Below are 22,399 nucleotides of genomic sequence, written 5' to 3' on the forward strand. Positions count from 1 at the left end.
TGACTAAATAAGGCTTGATGGTGTAGGTGACAATAGTTGTACTTTTCCGTTTCCTCTTCCCCTTTCGTACCACTCCGAAGGCGTCTGGTATCCCAACGACTGGTGCTTACGCTCCTGGTTGTAAAAGCGAAAAGAGGCACTCAGTCCCTGATGCAAACTCCGACCATCCTGGTACGCCTTCAAGTAAAGATGCTCATACTTGAGCGTGCGCCAAAACCGCTCGATGAAAATATTGTCTAACACCCGGCCCTTTGAATCCATGCTAATCTTTATTTCATTACTAATTAGTGGTTTAAGAAAACCTTGACTCGTAAATTGACTACCTTGATCGGTATTGAAGATTTCAGGTTTACCCCACTTACTTAGTGACTCCTCCAGGGCGTCGATACAGAAATCAGCCAAGAGCGTGTTACTTAATCGCCAGCTCAAAATGAACCGGCTAAACCAGTCGATGATATCACACAGGTACAAAAATCCGTTGGTCATGGGCACATAGGTAATGGCGGTCGACCAGACCTTATTAGGCCGATCAACCACTACTACCCTCAGCAAATACGGATAAATAGTACGGCCGGGCTGAGACTTGGACAGGTTAGGTTTAGGGCCAACAGCCTCCAAGCCAATCAGGCGCATCAGCCGACGTACTCGCTTGACATTAACCGGCTCTTCCGGGCTTTTCAAGTCCTGACACATGCGCTCCACGCCCAACTCGGGCCGAGCCGTAAATAATCGGTCAATTGGCTCCATCAAAGCCAAATTTTGGGCGGATTCGCCCATCTGCTGATAGTAGTAACTGGACCGAGCCAGCCCCAACAAACTGCATTGTTGGCTCACTGACAAGTGAGTATCAGCCGGATCAATCAACAGCCGCCGGTCAGTGATTAGCTGGTTCGTAATTTTTTTTTGAGCCAGTCGTTTTCGACCTTTAGCTGCCCAATTTGCTGAAACAAAGATGCTTCGATTTGTTCGACCGAAAGAGTTGGCTTGCTGGGGCAGTCTCGAAAAGCGAAGGCATCCCATTGAGGGCTTGTCGTTTCCAATCGGTAATCATTTGGCTGTGAATGCCAAATTCGCTGCTGAGTTGAGCAAGCGTTTTGTGACCCTTGAGGGCTTCGAGGACGACTTTGGTTTTGAAGTGGGCGTCGTGAACGCGCTGGACGGGATTGGTCATAATTGGATATTTTGTAGGTTTAAAGTTAACTGTTTCAAGTTATCCTACCTGTCCAGGTTTTGGAGAGTATTATAATCCCGAACTAATCGATGAGCATTGGTAGCTCTATCGCTATGTGGTTCCTAATCAAATGGCAAATTAGATTATCCTAAATTCTGAGTGGCATACACCTTTCAAATAGCAGTAACTATAACTATCGTTTGAAATCGTAAATTTCCGCCCATTTGGAAGAAGAACCCCGTAACCGGGCATCATTTACGGGAAGATGCTCGTAAAATGAGCCGTACTTGTGCGTATTTAAGTCGTCCTGAATAAAATCAATGTACTCAATATCAGCATAATAAGTGGTAATAATGCGTTCCATAAACGGAGCGTAATCCGCTTTGGTTCGCTGCATTCACGTCTGCCGTCTGCCTGTGTCCAGATCATAAGCCAACAGAACGACTGCCGTACCTTGTCGAATATATTCATTGTCTCCCCTGGTTGCTCTCCCCGGCTTCATTAGCAGGGGTTCTACTACATTATCAAGCAACTGGCAGGGACGTTCGTTAAAGCAGATGCGGGCCCGACTTGTGCAGGCTTCCCGATTGTAGACGAACCGAACATCTTCCATTTTAGCCAAATATTCGCCATCTACCTGGCCGATGCACCGCTCTGGCCGCCCGGCATTGCTTTTTAAGCCAGGGTTTAAGCTTACTTTTTTTAACACTAAGCGCACCGACTCATCATCAATATGAATATCAAGCTTGACCAGTTTCTCATTAATCAGGTTGGCCGTCCAGCGTGTGCGCCCGTCGGGGGCCTGACTACAAGCAAGCTGGGTGATTTGGGCTTCGACCTGCTGGGTGACTTTGCGAGGCTGGCCGGGTCGGCCTTTCTCGGTAATGGCTGGTTGAAGTCCTCCTTGGTGATAGCGTTTCTTGAGGTTGAATACCGTAGCTACACTGATGCCCAGCGAGTCGCTAATTTGTTGAGGGCGATGGCCTTGATGCAGAAACTGCAAGGCTCTAGCTCGGGTCAGTTTACGAGCGGATTCTTTTCCCTTGCTGACTAATTGGGTTAGCCTAATCAAATCAGAATCGGTCAAAACGAATGGGTTTGCGATACGGCTCATACCGAAAAGCTAATCATTTATCTAAATTCTATTTTGGAAACGGACTAAATGTTCTGAGGTCTCATGTATTCGCTCCATACTGCGAAAACTGGCCAGCGCCCCCTACTATAGTTCGAATTAATACTTGAATTAAAAGACTACTGTTGGGACCGGACGTAAAACGAATTGAGGTGGCAAATAGATAATGTTATGTTTTTATAGCAGAATCTTGTTTTTTTTTAGCAAATCATGGCTGCTTTGTTGAATTTTCGATTGGAATAATCATATTTCAACGTAAGATCATTTCTGCCCAAACTTTTTATAACTTAATCCAAGATACCAATGACAAGAATTTTACAGTGGACCTTGTTGATTACGCTATGCACGCAACTATGTTATGCCCAAAATAATTCAGCCAGACCTGCCAGACAAACCTTTACCGGCCTGGTAAGGTCTACGCAGGATGGCTCTGTTGCTGGGGTCAACGTTGCCATAAAACGTAGCAGTCAAGGAGTGACCACGAATGCGAATGGACAGTATAGCATACAGGTTAATTCGCCAAACGATACGTTGGTTTTTTCTATGATTGGCTACAAAACTCAGGCAATACTCGTTAACAACCGCTCCGTATGACCCTCAACCGGAACAAAATAATTTCGCTGCCCGAAGGCGACATTGTTGGCGGTACCGATAGTGTGAACATTACGTGCGTAGACCAGCCCGTTGGCGCTTTCTAGGGCTGCCAGATGGTGCGCGTCAACCCGGACAATGGTCTTATTGATTTTTTGAAATGGGACGGTACGCTGGGTAAACCGACGGATACACTGGATCGGGTTGTCATTGAGAATCCGAATCACAAATTTTACGGCGGCATCACCAATACATTCAAAATGTAAATACCACTTTTATACACATTTTTTTGCCATTTTATTATTAACATTTATTCCTATTCACCTATGCTCAAAATCATTACGATCAAAAGAAAAGGATACTTATTCCTTCTGTGCAACCTGCTTTTTAGCCTAGGCCTTTATGCACAGGTGCAGGTTTCCGGAAAGGTAACCGATGCCTCAGGGGCCACGTTGCCCGGAGTGAGTGTGCTCGTTAAAGAGACAACGATCGGCACTGTCACCGATTCCGATGGAAAATTTACCATTCCAAATGTTCCTAATGCCAATTCCACCCTGGTATTCTCCTTTATCGGATACACCACCCAGGAAACCGTTGTGGGCAGAAGGAAAGTTATTGACATTAATCTGGCTGCGGCAGACAATCAGCTTAGCGAAGTAGTCGTTATCGGGTACGGTACCGCTAAGCGAAGTACACTTACGGGTGCGGTATCACAGGTTGATTCTAAAATCATTTCTGTGCAGGCAAACTCTACGGTTACCAGAGCCCTTGAAGGTGTGGTCCCCGGAATTCAAGTCTCTTCCATTGATGGTCAGCCCGGTCTGGACATGGGAATTCGTCTACGCGGAGCGGGCTCCACCAGCCAGAACAGCTCCAATGCCCTGATCGTGATCGATGGTGTGCCCACTGAATACCCCAATGCACTGTCTTCCATCAATCCAAAGGATATTGAAAGCATCAGCGTGCTGAAAGATGCAGCTTCCACTGCCGTTTACGGTTCACGTGGAGCAAATGGGGTTTTGCTGGTAACTACTAAAAAAGGAACAAAAGGCAAACCGACTATCTCGGTACAAACCCGGGCTGGATTCAATTATCTGGGTGGATTGCGGTTTGATCTTATGGATAATGCCAAAGACATTTATGAACATGCTTGGCTGTCCATCTACAACTCTGCACGCTATGGTGTGAACGGCGGATCATCGACCGACGGTAAATTCACGACGAATGTGGCTAATCCAAACATGTCTCATGAAGCGGCCGGTTTGTTTGCCAGTGCCCATTTATTCGATTACACGGGATCAAAGACAAACTTTGCCATGAACCAGTTGGGGAACTACATGGCCTACGACGTGCCGGGGGCTATCTATACCACCACCGGTAGCGGAGCCAATGCCAGTGCAACCATGTCGGGTGCGTTTCTGATTGACCCTATTACGGGCAAGTTAAATCCGAATGCAAGACAACTTTGGGAAGCCGGATCGTATAAGGATTACTTTTTCGAAAAAATGTTCCGTCAGGAACATACTGTATCGGCAAGCGGTGGCTCCGATAAAATGGATTACTTTGTTTCTGTGGGCATGCTAGAAGATCCTTCTTACATCAGAGGGTCGTCATTCAAGCGTTACAACGCACGGACAAAAGTTGACGCACAACTCACTAGCTGGCTGAAAATAGGAACAAATCTGGGTTACAGTTTTCGGAATACCCTATCGCCGGCTACCCGTTTCGGACGTAATCCAGGAACTGTGCAGCAAAACGTGTTCAGGTGGGTGAATGGGCAGAATCAACTCGTACCGTTGTTCGCCAGAGACCTTCAGGGAAATATCCGTAAAAACCCAAACGGCACCGATATGGTGTCTGATAATGCGAATGATACCTATTCGCCCCTTGGCGTTCAACCCGGTACATTCCCGAATGGAACCACCAGCCAACCGCTTTATGCTACCAATCTGATCGACCTGTTAGATAAGGACATAGATCGCAGGGAATCGCACGACTTGAACCTTAAAGGGTATTTCACGGTGAATTTCCTCAAGAATTTCAGTTTTACAAACAACATTTCGTATGACCGATTTACCGAAGAGAGGACGCGTTACGGTACGCCTGAGACGGGCGCTGTCGTGGGTATAGGTGCGATTGGAAAGTATTATACGAATACCGGCGTTTTTGACACGCAGCAGTTGCTTAACTGGGGTAGAGAATTTGGTCGCCACTCCGTTACGGCGCTGGCTGCACATGAATTCTACCAATTTAAAAGTGATCTGCTGAACTTTGCCTCCGCGTATTCGCTGATCAATGGGTTTACTGGCGCAGGTAATTTCACCAGCCGGTACAATACAGCAGGCGCACCGTTCGGTGTTCCGGGTTATGGTGGAGACATCACGGCTATGGATAGCTATTTTGGCCGGGCGGTATACAACTATGACGACAAGTATTTTATGGAAGGCTCGCTGCGCAGAGACGGTTCGTCTAAATTCCGATTCAACGAGAATCGCTGGGGAACATTCTGGTCTGTTGGTGGTGGATGGCGTATCTCTCAGGAAAAATTCATGCAGGGATTTCAGGATGTTATCAATGAATTGAAGATACGGACCAGCTATGGAATTATTGGTAACCAGAGCGGTATCAGCAACTATTCGGGTTATCAGACCTGGAGTTACGGTGCAGTTTACACAAACTCAACGGCTGGAACAGGTGTTCCTGCTACGTACACACTTCAGCAAGGTGCTGCCGTAAATGATAAATTAACCTGGGAAAACACGCACACCTTTGATGCCGGTATCGATTTCACCCTGTTAAACAGGAGATTGAGCGGAACCATTGATGTATATAACAAGAGGACGGTAAACTCCGTATTTGCACAGCCTCTTGCTTCGTCGATGGGGCAAGCTACACTTACCCTGAACAGTGCTGAAATTGTCAACCGCGGTGTGGAAATTGCCCTGGATATCAAACTTATCCAGAGCAAAAATTTCAACTGGAGCATCGGATTGAACGGTACCAACTACCGTACCATTCTGACCAAATTCCCCAAGAGTGTAGGTTCGCCAGCATTGGGCGGAAACTTTACAGGCTTTATCGATGGATGGGGAATTGCCAATGGTGGTGCCAACACCGCCGGCCAAGTCATGTATCTGCGCGGTGAAAACAAGGATTTCTACAACCTGTACCTCTATAAGTACGCGGGAGTGGATCAGAACACAGGCTTGCCCTTGTTCCATCATACCGTTACACAGGAAGACCAGACGGCAGGCCGCTTTACAGATAGCCAGGTGGGAAGCATCGTTAGCACAACGAACTACACGCTAGCCACCCGGTATGAAATGGGTAGTGCCATTCCAAAACTTATCGGTGGCCTTTCGACAAGCTTCCAATATAAAGGGTTCGACTTCACCGCTATCCTGGCCTACCAGCTAGGGGGAAAATTCCTGAGTGTAGAATATGCTAACAACCTGTACAGATCGGGGAATATCGGGAACGCCTTATCGAAAGAAGTATTGGGAAATACCTGGACACCTGAGAACAGAGACGCTAAATTTCCGATGACATTTTATGGAGATACGTTCTACACGAGCGGGGCTACATTTGGGTCATGGCTGTATACCGATCAGGCCTTATTCAGCGCTTCTTATCTGAATATCAAAAACCTCACCTTGGGGTATACGCTTAGTGGCCCGCTGCTGGACAAATTAAAAACGAAAAGTATACGCGTGTATGCCTCCGGCGATAACCTGACTATGCTGACGTCGCACTCTGGTATAGATCCGCGTATGTCGCTGGTTGGTGGAATGGAGGTAGGGGCAGCGGTGTATCTGCCTATGAGCACCTTTTCAGCAGGTATTAATTTAAACTTTTAAGTAGTCGAGAGATGAGTTTTCTACATAAATATATAACGAGTTTGGCAGTATCGGGTATGCTGCTGGTTTCTGGATGTGCCGATAAGCTGGAAGTAGAGCCACCACACAGCATTACCGATAAGCAAATAGCCGAACTTCTGGCGTCGGGTGACGAGGCCAAGATCCGGATCGTCATGGGGGGCATGGCCAACGCCATGCCCCTGCTGTTCAACAACGCGGGTGCCTCAGGTGCGGGAACGGCGGACATGTATTTTTCCAATCAGGGACTGGATGTCAATCGCTCTATTGAAGGGAATGATATCGTTCTGGGCGATCAGGAAGGGTTGAACGTACTCTCCGGCTCAATCGAATATCAGCTCGGTGACTTCATTGGATCTGCCAACTCAAAGAATTCGAATTACTGGCGGTATGGCTGGTTTTGTATTACGACGGCTAACCAGATGCTCAATTATCTTCCGGATCAAACCGTGTCCAGCAACAACTTTCTAAAGGAATGTAAAGCCAGAGGATTGTTTGCCAGAGCCTATGGGTACAGCTACCTGATGGAAAATTATCAGAATGCCTTCCTGCAGGGTGGAAACGGTAAACTTGGCCTTCCATTGTATGACCGGTTTCAGCCCACTCAGGAAAACAAGCCTCGTGCATCGGCCGTAGAAACGTATGCCTTTATCAAAAACGACCTGAACCGTGCGATTACCTTGTTCAAAGAGGCTGGGGTTGGCTATACGGCTGATATAACGGATATTGATCTGGCGGTGGCCAATTTCCTGCTGGCACGTGTATCGATATGGACTGGGGACTGGTCTACGGCGATCAGTGCGTGTACTGAGATTTTGGCCAAGTATCCGACGCTTCTGAGCCAGGCCCAGTATGGAGGGAAGAACATCGGCACTGCAGCAGCTCCCGAAATAAGGCCGGAAACGAATGGCTTTCTCAATAATGCACAAAATCCGGAAGTCATTTTAGGGTTCCCGCTTGGTGCTGCCAACACGTACTTTATCGCGTACATGAATCCCTTTGGTAGAGGTAACGGAGGGCTGGAAAGGGCTTACAAGCGGATTGATAACCGACTGTACGAAAAAATAGCCCCCAACGATTTCCGTAAAGATGCCTTTTCGCTGGCACCCATTGGCAACTATACCTACCCGCCAAACAATACGGTTGCCTTTATCCCTTCTTATACGAACCTGAAATTCGCAGCTACTCACGGACTGAACAGCAACAACAAGATTGATGTGGGTGCTTCGACGGCGTATTACATGCGTTCTTCAGAAGTACTGCTTATGAAAGCTGAAGCGGAAGCGATGTCGCCAAGCACAGAAGCTGCTGCCAAAGCAACGCTCGACCGGCTGTTGGCTGCTCGTACTAAAACAGGAGTGACACCACTCACTACGGCTACGTATCCGGCGATGCAGGGGCTTACTACGTTACAAATGGTGCAGCTACAAACCCGCATCGAACTATGGGGTGAAGGCGGCCGCGAGTTCTACAACAACAAGCGCTGGAACATCCCTGTAGACAGAGCCAGCTCTGCTAATCACGTTACCAAGTCCAGTTTACCGGTAGCCAATATGACCCTTCAGATTCCCGAAGATGAAATTTTGTACAATCCGTTGGCTGTGCAGAATTAATCAATTTTTGACGTTAAGAAAGAGAGGTGTTCTGCAATGGCCATCTCTCTTTGTTTTTGGCTTTCCAAACTATTGAACCACGGTGGCCGCGTTTTGCAGGCACCCGCACTGGCGGGGCAGAGCGGTTCGTCACGCTCAACTTGCTTTGTCAAACGGCTAAACGACCAATCAATGGATAAATCTGGCAAAGGGAACACCCGACGGGATTTTTTACGGACTTGTTCGGTAAGCCTTGGGGCGGGGCTGCCCGGCCTTGAGCAGCAAATGGACAAGCTACGAACCCTGGCCGGGAACGGACTCGTTTTGCCGCCAACCGGCCGCTCGGCACTGGTCGGTCACCGCAACCTGTTCAATGGCGATACGGGCGTCTTTTTCTACAACCCCGAACGCTGGCAACCCGAAGATTTTGCCTGGCGGCTGGCTACAAACCCATCTACAGGTAAACGCAATGCTGCACCCACACTCGAAGGCGGTCCGTTCTCACCCAAAGCGATCCACCGCTTCGTCGGTACGCTCGCCGATAACGGCGTCGATACGTTCATCATAAATGCCAACGGGTCACGGGCCTGGTACCCCAGTAAGAATATCCCCCACATTCTACAGGGCTACCAGCGGGGCGACCGGGACTTTTTCCGTGGTCATGCACTGGGCGTTCTGAAAGACAATCCGAAAGGGGTCGAGGGGTACATCGACCACCTGATGGCGTTCATGAATCTATACCAGGATCTACTCGACGCGGGGATAGACTGGCTGGCTGAAACCGCTCAGGCATGCCGTAAGCGAACGCTTTCACCTTGGGTCAGCATTCGCATGAACGACGTCCACGGCAGCAGCAACTTCGATGGTAGCTTCTTCAATACGCCCCTGCTCAAACGGGCCGATATGCGTCTGAGCCGAAGTCACTACGGCTCTCATCGGGCTTCGAATCGGGCTGGGCTCAACTACGAGCAACCGGAGGTTCGTTCTCTGATGTTTGAGCAAATCCGGGAGGTAGTTGAGTCCTACGATTTTGAAGGACTGGAACTCGACTGGTGGCGACAGCCGCTCTGCTGCGAGCCGACAGCTTCGCCCCAAACCGTGGCGATGATGAGTGATTGGCTACGGCAGGTTCGGGCACTGACCCAGCGCCGGGCTGCGCAAACCGGTCGCCCCTATCCGCTGGGACTGCGCATACCGGGGCGGCTGGGTATGTTGAAAACCATCGGGCTGGACGTAGTGGGCTTGTGCCGGGAAGGGACCCTGGACTTTATCTGCCCGTCGGGCTTTGTGTGCACCACCTGGGACATGGCTCACGACCACCTACGCGCTCAGCTTGGCGAACACGTGGCTATCTACGGGGTCATTGATGCGGGGACGAATATGCTGCCTACGCGCAACCAGACTGATACATTCTCTCAACCGATGCGGTATATGCCGACCAGCCGCCCGCTGATGTATGCCAATGCGGCTGGCAAACTAGGGCTGGGTGCCGATGGCATCGAGTGGTACAATTTCTACAATCCCGACCAGGCTCGGTTGCCGGGTGTCCAGTCGGAGTACGGGGCCTTGCGGGGAATTGACGATCTGAGCCAGTTGCGGGGCCAGCCCAAGCAGTATTCGCTGGGCATTGGGGGGCGAATGTATAACCTGACTCCCTTCGATTTACCGGCTCAGTTGCCGGTGTGTCTGGGGTTTAATGACCAGCACGCATTTCGGGTGCCCATGTGTGCCGAACCAATCGAAGGTGATCTCGAAGTCTGCCTTCAGTTGGTGCTAAGGGCGACCGACGAGGTGACGATTCTGTCGGTATCTTTCAATGAGTGCTGGCCGGTGTTGCAGAGCGAACGGGAGGACAAACTGCTGTTTGCTGCCGGTCCGCTAACCCACCTCTCGAAAGACCACGCTGGTTATTGGTTTCGCTTTCCCATCACGCTGGTACGCGAGGGCTGGAACGAAATCGTTGTCGAGAACGGTGGTCAGGCATCACTGACGGTGGTTAGTCTGGAAGTGGCCGTCTGGGCGAAGAAAGTCAGTGGTGGTAACCGATCTGAGTGAGGCAAATTTTCTGGTCGGAGAGTTGTCGAAGAATAGGTTGGACGTACTGTCTTTTACTGGACAAAAAGATCAGTAACACTAACATAAATAACGGGTTTCAGGCTTCGATTCACAGAATCTTACCATTATTTAGCCGATGATAATTCACAAATGATGAATTTGATTGTCCCGCCCCAACGTACCGTATCGGCTACTTAACGCAGTGGCCGATACGGTACGTTTTTTTAGCTTTACCCAGTATTGCTGTTTTGAGAGGATCAGTAGTCGAGCCGGATTTGTGCCTGGCCTGAAAAGGGTTTTATCGATACGGTTTCTGTCTGTTCGTTGTAGATACCGCCTGTTACGTGTACAGGCTTTTTACCGGCAGGGTGGGGGATACGTAGTAAAACTTCCTTCGGTTTGCGACTATCTGTGCAGCTCACGGTAGCGGTGATGTACCCTTTTTCTACTTCCGAAACTACATTCGCCGTGATCGGACCGAAATAGCTTCTGACATCACGTAGCGTTACGTTCTTATCCTGCTCCAGCCATTGGCGCGGTATTGTATTGAATAATCTGAGGGTGGGTCCATCTTCCAGATAAAGCATCCACCGGGTTTCCATCAGGAACCAGGCTTCCTCATGCGTCTTGTGCGGACTGACTTTAAACAAATGCTCCCAAAACGTGTAGGTTTCCCGATCGGCATGGGCCGCAAAGGTATTGTAATAGGTGCTTAAAAATGGTTTGGTCATGCCCAGCTTCGCCTGCATCCAGTTATGGCGGCTGTAGTACGGTTGGCTAAACGCCGAATTTTCCTGGTAGAAAAGCTCGCTGTGATAGTTCAGTAGCGTTTTAGCCGCTGACTCATGCGGGTCCAGTACTTCGCAGAAAATCAGATACATAGGGCCAAGCATCCCGTCCGGCGCCGTGAACGTACCATGCGACCAGAACGTCTCGCGGTTCTGATACATACTTCTCAACCCAGTTCCTTCTGTCCAGGGCGGTGCCGTTGGACACCAGGTGCCATCGCCCAGCGGAACAACTGGCGACAAAGCCATCGACTTAAAAAACGACTGGCGGATATCTTCTTTCCAGGCGTCCGCTTCCTGTCTGATCCGTTCGGATTGGGCGGGGTCAACGCTGGCGAGCATTTCGGCACTACGGCTCATCCCGAGATAGGCATAGCCGTTGAGCATGAATTGGTGAAAATGATCTTCAGGATCGGCTACTTTTCCGTCGATCATCCCATACCCTCGTCCGCGTAGTTCCTCCTTTTTGTTCCGGTTGCGCCAGGCGATCAGGTAATCACAGGATTTGATGAGTTTTGCTTTTGTGCTCCCGACCCATTCCCGGTCGTTTGTATACCGGAAGTATTCGCCCATGCTCCATAAAGCCGCCCCGGTTTCTACCATGTACCCGTTGAAATTCTGGATAAAGCCGTCTTCATGCTGCTTGTCAAGAAAATAATTCAGCGACCGTTTCGCTACGTCGTTCCAGCCCATAGAGGCATAAAACTGAATAATTGGTGCACTTTCCGTCCCGATTGGTGCGTAGACGCCAATGGTCGGGGCCAGCGTAGCGTCGGGTTCATGGCCATACGTAATCAGGTCAAGATGTAATAATCCGGCTTTGATCATTTCGTCGATCCGCTTTTCGGGAACGTGAATTTGTGCGGCTTTACTTAATTTGGTGAGCCAGAAATCCTTGCTTTCAACGTAGCGCTGATCAAAGGTCCGCATCGCCAGTTGCGCAGCCCGTTCTGCGGAAACAGGACTGTGGGGAATAAAAAAATCAAACAGTGCCTTTTCACCGGGTTGCAGCAAGATGGCCATTTCTTCACCCGGCAGCGGTTTCCCGTTCAGTTTGGAAACACAAAAAACTTTATTTTCCGAATACGCTGAAAAGCCGGTCTTTCCATCAAACCGATACGGGAACTTCTGCCACCACGCAGTACCGGGCCGTGGCGTCTTGAACCAGGCGTAACGGGGCACTGAGCCGGTATTCACTACCTCCGATCTGAAAAACAAAACGGTTTCCTCGTCTGAGTTCAGGGCTTTTTCCGTTCTGGGTTTTACCAGTTCCTGCTGCTCTTTGGTGAACATGTGACCGTTACTGTAACTATCGGCCACCCAAAAATCGGTTCCTTTCAGTTTCGCTAAAGGTGATTTTTCCAGAGATACAAACGTAGTAGAGGAATAAACCACATCATCGTCGGTCAGCGTTGAGTGTAAAATCGGTAACGTACCCTGTTCCAGCCGACGCGTAACATTTTCCTTCACGCCAACACCCCGGCCATAGGTGTAGAGATAGTTTACCGCTTCATTTTTTGTTTCCGGTAGCCGCAAAACGGTCGATGAAAGCTTGGGTGAAATAACATTGGCTTCGCCTTTAGACGCGTCGGAGAGATTTTCGGTGATCTCGAAAATCCTGAAGTCCCGGCTGGTGCCTAGCCATGTGGGTACGGTCATGTTTCGGACATGTTTCTCCACCGAGGAGAAGGAAACTTCGTTCTCTGAGTCAATACGTTGCAACTTGGTCTCTATTTTTCTGGAACGTACGGCGGCCTCCACCTCCTTGTAAGACCGGCCATCCTTAGCATTCAATACCACCACGCCATAGTCCGGCATATAAATGGGGGAACTGGACGTAACATCCCGAAGAAAAAATGAGAAAGGATTTTTAGTCGTTAGCACTGATATGACGGTGGCCCCGGTTCCATAGTCGGTTTGGGCGCTGTCAATCGCGATCAGGATACCCGGACGGCTGCCCGATCCCAGCTGAAAGGCGTTGGCTTTTGTCTTTCCTTTACCGGCTGACAAGTCGACTTTACGCAGAATACCGTGCTGGACCTGAACCGTACCGGAGAGTGACGTACCATTTTTCCATTCAACCCTAACCTGTGCTACGTTCTGGGAAAAGGCCGCTGAACCCAAAACCGTCAGCAAAACAATGAAGGCATGGGAAAGCCATTTGTGATTCATAACGGAGTATTTTGGGTATTTTTTGTCATCCCGACGCAGGAGGGATCTTCGGGTGAACCGCTCGAATGGCCTGTTCCCGAAGATCCCTCCTGCGTCGGGATGACAAAAAAACTATTAGAGAAAAAGTTTAAACAGGCTCTAAATTTAACACGTAACGCTTAACGTCCCGGCAAGGTCAGGCCGGTAGAATGAGCGGAATAGACAGGCGTTTTTTTTCGGTCGGGGTCAGTAATAAGCATGGGCGTTAAGTTTGCCTGCTTCACATCATCAAGCACGACGGCGGGCCGATAGTCGTTTTTTAGACAGGTTAACTTTACGTTGTCGAACCGAATATTCTGCGCATGGCGTACATAAAAACCCCAGGCCGGTAGTTCGCCGAACATCGAGAAATCCGGGTAAGCCGTTGGCTTCTCAGGTACGTTGTCGAGCGCCGTAAGCGGTACGTTGGCCACCATCGAAGAGCCTCCGCCCGGATAAATTATTTCCACATTTTTCAGCGTTACGTCTTTAATCAACGCATCCGGCATTCCGACAATCGACGAGGGCGATACGTTCCGGGGCATGTCTTCGATTGGGCCTTCATATTCATAACCCGCGTCGGCTTTCGTGGCGGGCACCTCAACCCGGATGTTCGTCAGCCGTACGTTTTCCAGTCGGCCTTTTTTGCCCTTTACCCGTTCGCCGATGCGCAGAAAAATGGCGTTTCCGGTGTTGATGGCCTGTAAACTGTCAATCACTACGTTCTCCACAAAACCACCGTCCACCGCTTCCAGAGCAATGGCTGAACGATACGTATCATACACTTTATTCTGCACCATTCGGATGTTTCGGAAACCGCCGTAGCTGGCCGTGCCAAATTTGATCGCGTTGGCGCTCGACCGGATGGTACAGTTGCGGACGTATATGTTCTGGCAGACCTGCGCGGCATCGTGCGATTTTAAACAAATGCCGTCGTCGGCGGAGTCAATGTAGGAGTCGGTAACGCTCACACTGTCCGAATCCACAATGTCGATGCCGTCGTTGTTCCAGTAGGCTTTGCTATCGACCGTAATGCCTGCCAACTGCACGTTGCGGCACTGGTCATAAATTTGCACCCAACTCGCTGCATTACGTAACGTTACGGTCTGAAGTTTCACCCGCTGGCATCCCTTGAAATAAATGAGTACAGCGCGTGCTTCGGCCTCGGGACGATCAAAGCGGAACTGGTCTTTGACGAGTCCTTTCTGAATCACATTCACAACGTTACGCGCCAGCTGACGGCCCTGCCCGTCGATCACGCCTTTGCCAGTAATGGCAATATTCTGCTGATTTTCGCCGAATACCAGCGCTGTCCAGACGTGCCGGTCGTAGTCGAAAGGGTTAAGAGACCCCATCAGTACGGCTCCTTCTTCCAGGTGCAGCGTTACGTTCGATTTCAAATGAATCGAGCCCGTCAGGTACCGCCCGACGTAGAACACCAGCCGTCCACCGCCATTGGCATGAATGTGATCGATAGCGTACTGAATAGAGCGTGTGTTGAGCGTAGCGCCATCTGAATAAATGCCGAAAAACGACGCTGGGTAATCTTTGGCCTGAGTGCTCAGGCTAGCCCAGAGAAGCAATAGAACAGTTCTTACGTAAATCATGGAGTATGAAGATGGGATGAGATAGTAACGTCAATTAACAAAATCAGTGTACCCTGTATAAAACTAGCTATCATTAGCCTCAACTAGTAATAAAGGTTGAAAAAATGGTACAAAAGCATCATTCTTTGCTAATAAACTGGTATTCTTAGGTGCGCCAAAGTGCTAAGTTTACGCTACTGAGATGATACTATTTTGTGGGAAAATTGATACATATCAAATACATGAAGTGCACTGATTCGCCGTAATAAACGTCAGCTTTTAACACTGTTTGACTAGTCACTACTTCTTAAGCATTATCAATGAAGATTCTGTGGATTAATTTTCTGGCTCAGCTATCTACCTTACTAGCCTACGGTGGCTACCAACATACGGATCTGAAAATCAATAATCTGCGGACAGAGTATATAGTGAATCCGGTTGGAATTGACGTCGCACAGCCCCGCCTGAGCTGGGAACTGGTTTCAGCTAAAAGAGCGCAGTCTCAGTCGGCTTACCAGATTCTGGTTAGTACGGATTCTCTGTCACTGGTAAAGGACGTAGCGAATGTGTGGGATTCAAAAAAAGTAGAATCTGACCGGGCCAGTCAGGTGAAGTATTCCGGGAATAAGCTGGTTTCCAGAACCAAATACTTCTGGAAAGTCCGCGTTTGGGATGCCGGGAAGAATGTTAGTTCGTGGAGTGGTATAGCCAGCTGGTCGATGGGTCTGCTCAATAAAGAGGACTGGCAGGCACACTGGATTGGAGCACCGGCCGAAAACGTACCGGACAGTGCAAAATTCAACATCTGGCACAGCTTTCAGTCGGGCTTTAGCGATACGGAGAACGCCAGGAATCAATGGGTCGATGTTGATTTGGGGGTTCAACAGGAAATCCGTCAAATCAAGCTATACCCGGTCGATTATAAACTTCAGGCCAACGGGTATTTATTCCCCAAACGGTTCAAGATTCTGGTGTCGGCTACGGCTGACTTCAAAAAACCAACCACAGTTGCGGACGAAAGCGCTCAGGATTACGACCAGAAAGGATTGGCCCCGTACAGCAAGCCGATTACGCCCGTTACAGGTCGGTACATCCGGGTCGTCGTCAGCAAACTCCAAAAAACGGACGAGGGGAAATATGGGTATGCTTTAGCCGAATTGGAAGCTTTTAACGCTAATGCTGAGAATGTTGCCTTGAAAAAAACGGTTGTAGCCTCCAATCCCTACGCTACGTATCCAGCCTTCTCGGCGGAAAACTGGAGCCCGGCCAACTTGACGGACGGATCGTACGTCGGCAGTTCAGCGAATCGTAAACCCTTCAAAACGGCCATTCCCGCATCGCCTTTGCTACGAAAGACCTTTACTGTAACGAAAAACGTGAAACAGGCCACCCTCTACGCGAGCGCGTTGGGCATGTATGAGATGGCGATTAACGGCAAAAAAGCCGGGAACCAGGTTCTGGCACCCGAGTGGACCGATTACCACGAACGCGTTCAATACCAGACATACGACGTTACCAGGTCCCTGAAAAAGGGCGTAAATGTGCTTGGGGCGATGCTGGCCGATGGCTGGTATGCAGGCGGCCTTTTTTCCCACCCGGATCGAGGGGCGTATGGCTTCGACCGGCGGTTGATCGGGCAACTGGAGCTGCTGTTTGACGATGGTACCCGAACGCAGATTGTAACCGATGGGAGCTGGAAGTTATTGGCAAACGGACCAATTCAGATGGCCTCCCTCTTCGACGGCGAGAACTTCAACGCGAACCTGTTGCCCGCAAAATGGATGGAGCCGGATTTTAACGACGCTACGTGGCAATCCGCTACCGTTGACAACACCATCGCAAAAACGCTGAACGCCCAGCTCAACGAACCGATCAGGATTATCCAGGAAATTACGCCGGTAAAGGTGGTCAAGGTGAAAGACGCTACGTACATCTTCGACCTGGGGCAAAACATAGCGGGCTGGGTACACCTGACCATTCCCTACAATCCGGCGCAACCCATTACGTTCCGGCACGGCGAAGTGCTGGACGAACAGGGCCAACTCTACGTCAGCAATCTGCGGGCCGCCAAACAGATCGACGTCTATACCCCCGGATCAGAAAAAACCATCGACTACGAACCGCGCTTTACGTATCACGGCTTCCGCTACGTTGAGATTTCGGGCCTCACCCAGGAACCCAAACTGACCCACGTAACGGGAAAGGTGGTCGCGTCGGCTGCGCCGTTGGCCGGTACGTTCGAGAGTTCGTCGCCCGATCTTAACAAATTGTGGACCAACATTTTGTGGACTCAACGAGGGAACATGCATTCGGTGCCGACCGACTGTCCGCAGCGGGATGAACGGGCGGGCTGGATGGGCGATGCCCAGGTGTTTGCCCAGACGTCTATCTTCAATCTGGACATGAGTGCATTTTTCACCAAGTGGGTGCGGGACATTGCCGACTGCCAGCGGGCCGACGGACGGTACCCGGATTATACGCCACAGGTCGATAAGTGGAATCGCTATTGCAATGCCCCCGGCTGGAGCGACGCGGGTGTTTTGGTTCCCTGGCGACTATATGAGAACTACGGCGATACGGCTATTCTGGCCCGCCAGTATACGTCGATGAAAGCATACATCCGGCACATTCTCGAAACCAACCCGGATTTGTTGTGGAAAACTGAGCGGGGAAACATGTACGGCGATTGGCTGAACGGAAATACCATTATTGCGGACGATTATCCGAAAGAGGGGGGCAAGGTTGATAACGACATCTATTCAACGGCCTTTTTTGCCAATTCAACCCGAACCGTCGCGAAAGTTGCCAGGCTATTGGGTCATCAACAGGATTATGTGTTTTATGACTCACTGGCCAACGCGATAAAGGCACGGTTTGTGGGCCAGTACGTAGCTGAAGACGGAACTATTGCCGGGAATACGCAGGCGGCTTACGCCCTCGCGCTGGATTTTGACCTGGTGCCTGAAAAGCTGAAGAAACAGGCCGCAGCCAACATGGTACAGGCCATCAAAGCGTATGATTACCGGATCTCGACCGGCATTCAATCGACGATCCGGTTGATGAATCAGTTGTCGGAATATGGGTACGCCGACGTGGCCTACAAACTACTGGAAAGCCGCCGGTTCCCTTCCTGGATCTACTCGATTGATCAGGGCGCAACCACCATTTGGGAACGCTGGGACGGCTACGTAAAGGGCCGTGGTTTTCAGAACGTAGGCATGAATTCGTTCAATCATTACGCCATCGGCGCCGTCGGCGAATGGATGTACCGGAGCATATTGGGTATTAATGCCGATTCTGCTGGCTATAAGCATTTCACCATTAAACCGCGTCTGGGAGGTAGCCTGACCTGGGCCAAAGGGTCGTATCAGTCCATTGCTGGGAAAATTGCCGTTGACTGGAAAGTCGACAACGGTACTTTCCGGTTAGCCGTTCAGATTCCGGCCAATACGACAGCCACCGTGTTTCTGCCAGCCGGGAAAAGCATCACCGAAAACGGGCAACGTATCGCGGACTCAAAAGACATTCGGATTGTGGAGACCACCGACGCTGGTACGGCTTTACGCGTGCCATCCGGTAATTATACGTTCAGCGTAGCCTTATGACGTACAGAATTAAGATAAACGTGAATGATCATTGAAGCAAATAGCTTATTGACAAGAAATCGTGAAGGCGCTTTTTTGTCATCCCGACGCAGGAGGGATCTTCGGTAACTGAAAGCCTTTTGACAATTACCGAAGGTCCCTCCTGCGTCGGGATGACAAGTGAACATTTATTATTCACGTTCAGCGTAGCCTTATGACGTGTAGACAACGAACAATACTGATCGTCATTCTGCTGATCGCAGGGCATACCGTGAGCGCGCAGATTCGGGTGGTTGCTGCCTTGTGCGACAATCGGGCTAATCCGGTCGGTATTAACCCCAGCGATCTGTTTTTCTCCTGGGAAATGTCCTCACCGAAGGAAGCGGTCATGCAGTCGGCGTATCAACTGGTTATGGCCTCGTCCAAAGCGAAGTTAATGGCGGGTGAGTTTGATGTATTCGATACCGATGTGGTGAAAAGTGATCAGAGCGTCCAGATTCGTTATTCGGGGAAAGCGCTTCATCCGGCGCAGACGTATTTCTGGAAAGTGCGGGTATGGTACACGGATAAAAAACCGTCTGCGTGGAGTGCCCCGCAACAGTTCACAACAGGAATCTTTACTCCGGCGGATTGGAAAAATGCACGCTGGATCGGCTATGAAGATATACCCGACTCGGGGCGGGTGGTTCCCTTCGTGCACCTGAGAATGAAGGCCGGTGATCCCCGAATTTTCAAGAACGCCCGGTCTCCGTTGCTCCGTAAAGAATTTACAACGACCCGGAATGTAGCGAAAGCGCTCTTGTTTATCAGTGGTTTAGGGCATTACGAGGCTAGTGTCAATGGTCAACGTATCGGGGACGCTTTTTTATCGCCCGGATGGACCAGCTATGACAAAACCATCCTCTACAATACCTACGATATTACCGGGCAGCTACGTCCCGGAAGCAACGCGATTGGGGTCATATTGGGCAACGGTTTCTACTCCATTTCGCAGGAACGCTACGTAAAAGGAACGGGTACGTTTGGGAATCCCAAACTGATTGCCTTGTTGAAAATCACATACACCGATGGCAGCACAGAACACATCATTTCTAACGAAAGCTGGAAAGTAACGCCGTCGCCTATTACGTTCAACACCATTTATGGCGGGGAGGATTATGACGCTCGCTTAGAGCAAACAGGCTGGAACATGACTGGCTTTTCGGATAAGGCCTGGAACGATGCCGTTTTAGTGACTGCCCCAACCGGTAAACTTTTACCCGAAATCGATTACCCTGTTCGGTTTCTGGATTCATTGACCGCCAGGAAAACGACGGTGGTCAGACCGAATACTGTCGTGTATGATTTCGGTCAGAACTGTTCGGGGATTCCCCGCATACGCGTACGAGGGAAAGCTGGACAGACGCTGAAAATTATCCCGGCTGAGTTGCTTCATGCCGACGGTACGGTCAATCAGGCGGATGGCGTTACGCCCCATTCGTATTCATATACGTTGAAAGGCAACGGCGAAGAAATCTGGCAGCCCCGTTTTTCCTATTTTGCCGTTCGCTACGTTCAGATCGAAGGGATTCAGGTCAATAAAGAAGAATCCAGTCAACTACCGCTGGTGACGGATTTGACCGTGTTTCACAACCGCAATGCTACTCCGCAGAATGGTACGTTTGCGTGTTCGAATGAGTTGTTCAACCGGATTTATACCCTTACGGACTGGGCGATAAAAAGTAATCTGCAAAGCTACATCACCGACAATCCCCAGCGGGAAAAACTAAGCTGGCAGGGTGAGCAGAATTTTATGCGTACGGCGATCAACTATTCGTACAATGTGTATAATCTGTACCGCAGCCTGATCCAGAACATGGCCGACGCCCAGCATGAAAACGGCCTGGTTCCCGACATTGCCCCTGAGTATATACAATTCGACGGCCCTTTTGTCGATTCGCCCGAATGGGGCACCACGGCGATCCTGGATTCCTGGTTTTTGTATCAGTTTTATGGTGATACGTCGGTGATTCGCAAAACCTACCCGATGATGACCCGGTACGCCAATTTTATGGAAAGCCGGGCGGTTAACAACCTGCTTTTGTATGGACTGGGCGATTGGCTGGATATTGGAAAAGTGACGCCCATTGGCCTTACCGCTACGGCCTATTATTACCATTCCGTAACTGCCTTGAGCAAAATGGCGGAGCTGATCGCAAAACCGGACGATGCCGCACGTTACCGGAAGCTGGCGGCCAACATCAAAACGGCTTTCAACGAGAAATTTTTCAATCCGGCTACGAAACTGTATGCGACCGGTAGCCAAACCGCGATGGCGATGCCGCTCTGCATGGATCTGGTGGAGGAAACGGACCGAGACGACGTATTGAAAAAACTGGTAACAAACATTCAGAATATCGATGCCTACCGGCTGACTGCTGGCGACGTTGGAAATCGGTATCTGATCAAAGCACTCTACGAAAACGCCCGCCCGGAAACGCTGTTTACCATGACCAATCGCGATGATGTGCCGGGATATGGGTATCTGCTGAAACACGGGGCAACGGCACTGGTCGAAACCTGGGACGGGAAACAGTCTCAGAATCAACTAGCTATGGGACATATTCTGGAGTGGTTTTACGAGGGCATTGCCGGTATTGCTCAGGAAGAAAATTCCGTCGCGTTCAGGCACCTGAAAATTCGTCCCCAGCCGGTAGGTGATCTGACCTGGGCTAAAGGCAGTTTTCATTCGCCATACGGCTGGGTAAAAACCAGTTGGACCAAAACCGCTGGTTTGTTTCGCTATCAGGTACACATTCCCGTAAATACCCGGGCAACCGTTTATCTGCCCGCGAAGGCTCATTCGAAAATTTATAAAAACGGGAAAATCGTCCGGGATTATACAATCGAAGCGGATGCGGCCCGGCTGGAACTGGGGTCAGGCAGCTACACATTAACAGTCAAATGATCAACGTAATAGAATGAAGCTGTTTTAACTTTCTACAATTGAGTACCAATTCGTATGTTTCTGTCATCCCGACGAAGGAGGGATGACAGAAAGGATATCGAAACAAAATTCTAAACAGCTTCAATGATTGCTAGGAAACGATGAGAGGATTAAAAAACAAAGTTATAGTCATTACCGGCGGCCTTGGCGATCTGGGATATGCCACCGCCATCCGTATGGCCGAAGAGGGCTGCGTGGTTGTTCTGGTTGATCTTCAGCCCGATACGGATAACAAAGCAGCTTCTCTGGGCGCTCATTTCTGGCAACTGGATATCAGTGATGAGGCTGCGGTGGACAATACCTGCGCGGCCATTGAGCGCGAGATCGGACCTGCACACGTACTGATCAATACCGCAGCCCGGTTTATTTTCAAAGGCGTAGACGCTACCGCCGACGAGTGGCAGCAGATCAATGCGGTAAACATTGGCGGTACGTCGCTGATGGCCAAGTACATCGTTCCGCAGATGAAGAAGAACGGCGGGGGTAGTATCATCAATTTTTCATCGGTGAGCGGCTTTGTCGGGCAGGCCAGCTTTGCTACGTATAACGCCACCAAATTCGCCATCCGTGGCCTGACCAAATGCTGGGCGCAGGATCTGGCGCCTTTCGGTATCCGGGTAAATACTCTTTGCCCCGGCTATATCTACACCAGCGCCTTTATTAATTCATGCGAAAAATTGGGCCTGAACATCGACGAAGAAGATCGTCGGGCGTCGGCGATGCACTTACTGAACCGGCAGGGACGACCGGAAGAAGTAGCCGCAGCAGCCGCCTTTCTGGCCAGTGACGATTCGTCTTTCATGACCGGCAGCGATCTATTGGTCGATGGCGGCTACTTAGCTAAATAAA

12 protein-coding genes and 1 pseudogene are annotated in these 22,399 nt (G+C 50.0%); 8 read left to right on the forward strand and 5 right to left on the reverse strand.

The window, feature by feature from the left end; genetic code table 11:
* Nucleotides 1-3: 3 nt before the first annotated feature.
* From ACYVD4_RS31500 to ACYVD4_RS31510, 3 genes and pseudogenes are all read right to left on the reverse strand, one after another.
* Nucleotides 4-1,171, reverse strand: a pseudogene (locus ACYVD4_RS31500) (IS3 family transposase).
* A gap of 193 nt (nt 1,172-1,364) precedes the next feature.
* The gene (locus ACYVD4_RS31505) at nt 1,365-1,568 is read right to left on the reverse strand and encodes a hypothetical protein (protein WP_460952377.1); all 204 of its coding nucleotides are present in this window, start codon (nt 1,566-1,568) and stop codon (nt 1,365-1,367) included.
* Entirely contained in the window at nt 1,569-2,285 is a 717-nt protein-coding gene (locus tag ACYVD4_RS31510; protein ID WP_460952378.1) for a helix-turn-helix domain-containing protein, read from the reverse strand. It abuts the gene before it with no gap.
* A gap of 321 nt (nt 2,286-2,606) precedes the next feature.
* Between ACYVD4_RS31510 and ACYVD4_RS31515 the strand changes: the two genes are divergently transcribed.
* From ACYVD4_RS31515 to ACYVD4_RS31535, 5 genes are all read left to right on the forward strand, one after another.
* Nucleotides 2,607-2,897 carry a carboxypeptidase-like regulatory domain-containing protein gene (locus tag ACYVD4_RS31515; protein WP_460952379.1) on the forward strand — a complete coding sequence of 97 codons (291 nt, stop codon included), beginning with the start codon at nt 2,607-2,609 and terminating at the stop codon, nt 2,895-2,897.
* A 113-nt stretch (nt 2,898-3,010) separates the two neighbouring features.
* Nucleotides 3,011-3,160, forward strand: a complete 150-nt coding sequence (locus tag ACYVD4_RS31520; RefSeq protein ID WP_460952380.1) for a hypothetical protein — start codon at nt 3,011-3,013, stop codon at nt 3,158-3,160.
* A 60-nt stretch (nt 3,161-3,220) separates the two neighbouring features.
* Nucleotides 3,221-6,751 carry a SusC/RagA family TonB-linked outer membrane protein gene (locus ACYVD4_RS31525; RefSeq protein ID WP_460952382.1) on the forward strand — a complete coding sequence of 1,177 codons (3,531 nt, stop codon included), beginning with the start codon at nt 3,221-3,223 and terminating at the stop codon, nt 6,749-6,751.
* Nucleotides 6,752-6,762: 11 nt separating this feature from the next.
* A complete protein-coding gene (locus ACYVD4_RS31530) occupies nt 6,763-8,382 on the forward strand; it encodes a RagB/SusD family nutrient uptake outer membrane protein (RefSeq protein ID WP_460952383.1) in 1,620 nt (539 codons plus the stop codon).
* A gap of 36 nt (nt 8,383-8,418) precedes the next feature.
* Nucleotides 8,419-10,416 carry a hypothetical protein gene (locus tag ACYVD4_RS31535; RefSeq protein ID WP_460952385.1) on the forward strand — a complete coding sequence of 666 codons (1,998 nt, stop codon included), beginning with the start codon at nt 8,419-8,421 and terminating at the stop codon, nt 10,414-10,416.
* Nucleotides 10,417-10,673: 257 nt separating this feature from the next.
* On the opposite strand, the gene ACYVD4_RS31540 is transcribed toward ACYVD4_RS31535, so the two are convergent.
* Both ACYVD4_RS31540 and ACYVD4_RS31545 read right to left on the reverse strand, forming a co-directional pair.
* Nucleotides 10,674-13,376, reverse strand: coding sequence for a hypothetical protein (locus tag ACYVD4_RS31540; protein WP_460952387.1), 2,703 nt, complete (start codon nt 13,374-13,376; stop codon nt 10,674-10,676).
* A gap of 158 nt (nt 13,377-13,534) precedes the next feature.
* Nucleotides 13,535-15,001 (reverse strand): glycoside hydrolase family 28 protein, encoded by a 1,467-nt coding sequence (locus tag ACYVD4_RS31545; protein WP_460952388.1) that lies wholly within the window; start codon nt 14,999-15,001, stop codon nt 13,535-13,537.
* A 299-nt stretch (nt 15,002-15,300) separates the two neighbouring features.
* Between ACYVD4_RS31545 and ACYVD4_RS31550 the strand changes: the two genes are divergently transcribed.
* From ACYVD4_RS31550 to ACYVD4_RS31560, 3 genes are all read left to right on the forward strand, one after another.
* Nucleotides 15,301-18,585: a family 78 glycoside hydrolase catalytic domain gene (locus ACYVD4_RS31550; protein WP_460952390.1), complete on the forward strand. Its 3,285-nt coding sequence runs from the start codon at nt 15,301-15,303 to the stop codon at nt 18,583-18,585.
* 193 nt (nt 18,586-18,778) lie between these two features.
* A complete protein-coding gene (locus tag ACYVD4_RS31555; protein WP_460952391.1) occupies nt 18,779-21,511 on the forward strand; it encodes a family 78 glycoside hydrolase catalytic domain in 2,733 nt (910 codons plus the stop codon).
* 140 nt (nt 21,512-21,651) lie between these two features.
* Entirely contained in the window at nt 21,652-22,398 is a 747-nt protein-coding gene (locus ACYVD4_RS31560) for an SDR family NAD(P)-dependent oxidoreductase (protein WP_460952393.1), read from the forward strand.
* Nucleotide 22,399 lies beyond the last annotated feature (1 nt).

Source organism: Spirosoma daeguense (assembly GCF_054776875.1).

What these genes read in the sequence shown, in the direction of transcription:
- ACYVD4_RS31545 (WP_460952388.1), bottom strand. Translation starts at nt 15,001, where the DNA reads ATGATTTACGTAAGAACTGTTCTATTGCTTCTCTGGGCTAGCCTGAGC.
- ACYVD4_RS31515 (WP_460952379.1), top strand. Translation starts at nt 2,607, where the DNA reads ATGACAAGAATTTTACAGTGGACCTTGTTGATTACGCTATGCACGCAA.
- ACYVD4_RS31505 (WP_460952377.1), bottom strand. Translation starts at nt 1,568, where the DNA reads ATGCAGCGAACCAAAGCGGATTACGCTCCGTTTATGGAACGCATTATT.
- ACYVD4_RS31530 (WP_460952383.1), top strand. Translation starts at nt 6,763, where the DNA reads ATGAGTTTTCTACATAAATATATAACGAGTTTGGCAGTATCGGGTATG.
- ACYVD4_RS31555 (WP_460952391.1), top strand. Translation starts at nt 18,779, where the DNA reads ATGACGTGTAGACAACGAACAATACTGATCGTCATTCTGCTGATCGCA.
- ACYVD4_RS31540 (WP_460952387.1), bottom strand. Translation starts at nt 13,376, where the DNA reads ATGAATCACAAATGGCTTTCCCATGCCTTCATTGTTTTGCTGACGGTT.
- ACYVD4_RS31550 (WP_460952390.1), top strand. Translation starts at nt 15,301, where the DNA reads ATGAAGATTCTGTGGATTAATTTTCTGGCTCAGCTATCTACCTTACTA.
- ACYVD4_RS31560 (WP_460952393.1), top strand. Translation starts at nt 21,652, where the DNA reads ATGAGAGGATTAAAAAACAAAGTTATAGTCATTACCGGCGGCCTTGGC.
- ACYVD4_RS31525 (WP_460952382.1), top strand. Translation starts at nt 3,221, where the DNA reads ATGCTCAAAATCATTACGATCAAAAGAAAAGGATACTTATTCCTTCTG.
- ACYVD4_RS31535 (WP_460952385.1), top strand. Translation starts at nt 8,419, where the DNA reads ATGGCCATCTCTCTTTGTTTTTGGCTTTCCAAACTATTGAACCACGGT.
- ACYVD4_RS31520 (WP_460952380.1), top strand. Translation starts at nt 3,011, where the DNA reads ATGGTGCGCGTCAACCCGGACAATGGTCTTATTGATTTTTTGAAATGG.
- ACYVD4_RS31510 (WP_460952378.1), bottom strand. Translation starts at nt 2,285, where the DNA reads ATGAGCCGTATCGCAAACCCATTCGTTTTGACCGATTCTGATTTGATT.